Below are 4,375 nucleotides of genomic sequence, written 5' to 3' on the forward strand. Positions count from 1 at the left end.
AAGTTCTTTATCCGACATAGACACCAACATATCAAACCGTCCGCTAAGAAAATTGCAAAAGTGCATATTCTAAAAGCGGACATTTTTACTTTGGAGAAACCGGACATTTCTACTTTGGGCTTACAAAACCCATTTCGCATAAGAGATTTTATGTTAAATAAAAAGGCACCTCACGGTGCCTTTTATCTCTAATTTAGCTATCAGCAAGAAGTAATTTATAAAACTTACCAACCTCTGTTCTTGTAGCTAATTGGGAAAGACCTCTAATTAAGCTTTCTTTATCAGAGTATGCCGATGTATCGCCATCAACTTTTATTCTTAGTGGATATCCATCTTCATTTTCTATAATTTCAGCAATCTCATACGATTTAGAGCCATTAGACAAACGAAGAGCTTTATAAGACTCAGTCGAATAATCATTTAAAATTGATGCTGCTGAGGCCCACAAGGCATTGGTAGTCTTGTGTCGAATCGTACGTGTTAGATTATCTATTTTAGTAAAAATTTTGTTATCTGACGCTCTCTTAAATGATTGAGAAAAATCCTCGAATATTTCTGCAATTTCATTTTTATTACTTTCAGCTACATCTGCTCGTTGAATACCTATGGAGATGCTGTCTTCAAAATTAAAATGGCTCATGAGTTATGATCTCCATGTCAGGTTAAATTGAATTGGTAAATGATCTGACCAACGTTCAGTCTTATTGGTGATATCAAATATATTTAATATTTTTAGTGAATTCTCAGAATATTTCCATCCTGAATCACCTTCTATTAAGTTTTTAGCAAACATTACTTGATCAAAATTGAACCAATGTTGATAGTTTTTCTGTTTATAAAAATACGTTCCAAGAGTTAAATAAGGTACTGAATGGCTTAATGGAGGGGGAACATTCAAGAAGTTCCAAGAAGGATTATATAGCAGCTCAAATCCATTTTTACTTCGACTTGGAGATTTAGGCTCTCTAAAACTACATAAATCCTCGGTCAAGCTAGTGCAATATGGCTCAGTGTTAAAGTCACCAGCAATAATAATATTGTTATTTACTACTAACCAGTTATTTAAATGAAACCTTAAATTTTGCGCTACTTTCTCCCTAACCTTCTGAATTTCAGGGGTTAATATACTTGGCCAATGTACTAATACAAAACTCAATAGTTCTTGGTTATAAACATCAATAAAGTCATACTTTTGACCGCTTTTAGAGAATTCTCCCTTATAGCTTGAATCCGTATTTTCACAGTCATGGTGCTTTTCTGTTTGAATTAATAAAAATTTATCCGAACGATAAATGATACAGGTATCAAATCGAGTATTTCCTCTTTGTTGGGTTCCATTAGCAACTCTATAAGGGATCTTGAAACGCTCAAAAATACTATTTAAGTAATTTACGGAAGTATCATCAATCTCTATTAATCCAATAAAATCAATATTTTGTGTTAATAATCTTGCAATAAAACGTTTGCTTATTCTCCAACTTCTTTGATCAACTGCTGATCTAGAGGAACTTATTTTAGCATTCCAAATAATTATATTTAGATCAGTAGTTGGCATAATTGAGTTCCATTTTACCTAATCCAAAGAGGGTCAGTATTCCAATTAGTGGGGAACCCTGCTTGATGCATATGATTATTGGCAAAAGGATATCTATTAAAAATATCTTCTAGTTCTGCTCTTAGGTCCAAATTTTGGATTTGAAGCTTCTTTAGCATTTTTTGAATGACAGCAATGGTTGTATATGGTCGGTGTTTATTAGGTGATGAAATAGTTAAAACATTATTTAAATTACTAGGAATAGAAAGTTTTGCATTCCATAGGCGACTGTGGTGAGCACAACGATTACGGACATCTCGAATACATCGGATCCAATTCACTAAAACTTTGTAATCCTTTGCGCCAAACTCTTTTGCTAAATTATCGAAATCTATAGTTGGTAAGCTATGATTAATAGCATCATATATTTTATAAATTTGACCTAAGCTTAATAGTTCACTGGCAATCCAAAATGGGGGTAAGTTTTTATATTTATCATGCTTGTCATTGTAATATTTTGATCTATAGTTTGAAGCATAGAGTTCTTTTTCTCGATTAAAGTCATTACTTATTTTGTCTCTAATAGAATCAATAGCATAAGTGTTATTTCGAACAATAAAAAAAAGAGAGTTATCTAAATACCAAAATGGATCTGAAGTTGTTCTGGAAATTAGATGATCCAACCTGCTGCGTAATTTAACTTCTATTTTGGCAATAGCTTTAAACATCAGTATTCTTAGCTCTTCATCAAACCTATATAGTTCAACACCTGATTCGAAAAAAGAATTAGAACGAAAAACCTTAGGGTTAGTACCTTGCAGGTCAAGCATCGGATGAAGATATATTTTGAAATGGTAATAACTAATTTGGCTTAAAATCTTTTCTGCTTCAACTTCATTACTAAATAACAGATTTTTCCCTTTTAAATCATTAATTAAATCAATTGGTTGTCTATATGGTTTTAAATATAAGGAATAAGGCATATTAATTAATGTAATGAAATATAAGCAAAAAAAAAGCTCACTAGAAAGTAAATTAATACTTGCTGCGAGCGTCATTAAGTACAATATAGTAAGTTAAGATAGTTTTGTCAAATAGTTAATGTATTAGAATTTCTAAAATTAACATAATAGAGCTTATACGAAACGCGTTTTTAATATTACTTTAAGATCAGTATCTTATCGTTATTCATACCCTCTGGAACGTTCTCGTTCAACCGACTTGGAAACAAGTCGGTTTCTTTTTAAGCAAAACTGTAACTTTTAGCCAATAAAATTGATCAAAAAACATTCGTTTTAGCATTTTTTCCTGATTTCTCAAGGGTCACCGTTCAGAAATAATCCCCAATTTCTGCGGACAACTCTTGGGATAAAATAGGCCAACTTTGTAAGCTAAAGCTTACATAAGTTTAAGGATTTTGCGGATTGGTAATCCAAAGCATTAGCCCTATGATGAATACATAGGGGAACTGGATGTTTCCAGAAAACAAGAATAAGAAAATAGCGCAAGGAATGGGCAGCACGAGATCAGTAAGATTAGCAACCCGATATGAAAAAGCCCGACAGGATGTCGGGCTTTTTTATTGATTAAATTATTTTTCTATCAGTATAACGGGGGGATATCCAACATATAAAGGATATCTAAAAAATTGGTAACTACTCACCTAGTTGCATATAAATAATAATATTTGTTAAAATTTATACATTGATATTTATATTTTTTTAATAAAAATTTATTTGTTTAAAACGGGATAATTCGTGAAAAAATTATTTTTATGCGGTGTCGCATTAGCTTTGTCAGGTTGTTCAACCACAGCTCATTTAATTTTCAAAGACTATGATAAAAAAGTATCTATTGAAAATATTTCAAAATACAAAGATGTACATGAACTAGTAAATAAAAGTACTAATTTTAGAGGACCATATGCTTATAAAACTCCAGATATAAAGGATCAATGGATTACAAAAGAAATTGAGATTCCTGTCGATACTTTAAAGTTGTACTGTCAATCAATAGATGGGGGGACTTTTAATTCATTTAATGACTCTACAGCGGCAAATATTTATGACCGCCAAAAGGGGCTATATACATGTACAAAAAATTCTAAAGTACTTTGGGGAGCTGAAGTAAAAGTCCCAAAACTAAATATTAATTCAAGTGGAAACTTTGCTACAGCAAATATGTTAATTTACACTTTAACACCTAGCCAGTATCAATCAATTCTTAATTCCCAGCGAGAGTATCGTCTAGCAGCAGAGCGAGCTCAAGCAAATCAAAGAGCTGAAGAAGCAAGGCGTACAGCAATTATAAATTCAAGAAAGAAACCTTCACAAAAAGATATTGGACGATCAATTTGTAAAGATACGATCATAAATATTCCAAATAATATAAAAGTATTCGGTCAGCAACAATACGAAAAATTCGAAGGTGTTGTTGTTGGTAATCTTGAGAGTATACCGACTAATAGCCAAGAACTAAAACTATCTATTCGTGGTGTAAAACAGAATTATGGCAGTGTAAAAGCTATTCCATCAGCCCATTTTCAAAATATATATTTAGAGGCTGGTAGAATCATTTGGGATAAAAAGTCAGATTGGTATTTATGTAATTAAAGAATAGATATGGAATAGTGAAAATCAACAAAAATCCTGACATTCTGTCGGGATTTTTTCTGTTTGTTTTTATATAAATATAAAAAATAAATGAAGTAATGAGGTAATCCCCCCTAAAAATAAAAGGATCTAAAAGTAGAATTTTCTCTTAAGATACGAGCAGGAGATTCTGCATGAAAACATCTAAATTTACTGACAGCCAGATCATGTCCATTTTAAAACAGGCGGA

At 31.8% G+C, this 4,375-nt stretch carries 5 protein-coding genes; 2 read left to right on the forward strand and 3 right to left on the reverse strand.

Annotated elements, in window-relative coordinates; all coding sequences use genetic code 11:
- On the forward strand, positions 1 to 192 hold a 192-nt coding region (locus FTT63_RS15645; protein ID WP_218954021.1), incomplete at its 5' end, for a hypothetical protein.
- Position 193: 1 nt separating this feature from the next.
- On the opposite strand, the gene FTT63_RS14890 is transcribed toward FTT63_RS15645, so the two are convergent.
- Genes FTT63_RS14890 through FTT63_RS14900 form a run of 3 tightly spaced genes read right to left on the reverse strand, consistent with a single transcriptional unit; the run spans position 194 to position 2,592 of the window.
- Positions 194 to 640 carry a hypothetical protein gene (locus FTT63_RS14890; RefSeq protein WP_039048289.1) on the reverse strand — a complete coding sequence of 149 codons (447 nt, stop codon included), beginning with the start codon at positions 638 to 640 and terminating at the stop codon, positions 194 to 196.
- A gap of 3 nt (positions 641 to 643) precedes the next feature.
- Complete coding sequence (locus tag FTT63_RS14895) at positions 644 to 1,555, reverse strand: endonuclease/exonuclease/phosphatase family protein (RefSeq protein WP_180192453.1); 912 nt, start codon at positions 1,553 to 1,555, stop codon at positions 644 to 646.
- 14 nt (positions 1,556 to 1,569) lie between these two features.
- Entirely contained in the window at positions 1,570 to 2,592 is a 1,023-nt protein-coding gene (locus tag FTT63_RS14900) for an Abi family protein (RefSeq protein WP_218954022.1), read from the reverse strand.
- A gap of 699 nt (positions 2,593 to 3,291) precedes the next feature.
- Here FTT63_RS14900 and FTT63_RS14905 point away from each other — a divergent pair.
- The gene (locus FTT63_RS14905; RefSeq protein WP_180075659.1) at positions 3,292 to 4,146 is read left to right on the forward strand and encodes a hypothetical protein; all 855 of its coding nucleotides are present in this window, start codon (positions 3,292 to 3,294) and stop codon (positions 4,144 to 4,146) included.
- Positions 4,147 to 4,375 lie beyond the last annotated feature (229 nt).

Source organism: Acinetobacter sp. C15 (genome assembly GCF_013420645.1).
Classification (GTDB): domain Bacteria; phylum Pseudomonadota; class Gammaproteobacteria; order Pseudomonadales; family Moraxellaceae; genus Acinetobacter; species Acinetobacter indicus.

Coding starts and splice junctions, on each gene's coding strand:
- FTT63_RS14890 (WP_039048289.1), bottom strand. CDS start 640: ATGAGCCATTTTAATTTTGAAGACAGCATCTCCATAGGTATTCAACGA.
- FTT63_RS14900 (WP_218954022.1), bottom strand. CDS start 2,592: ATGACGCTCGCAGCAAGTATTAATTTACTTTCTAGTGAGCTTTTTTTT.
- FTT63_RS14895 (WP_180192453.1), bottom strand. CDS start 1,555: ATGCCAACTACTGATCTAAATATAATTATTTGGAATGCTAAAATAAGT.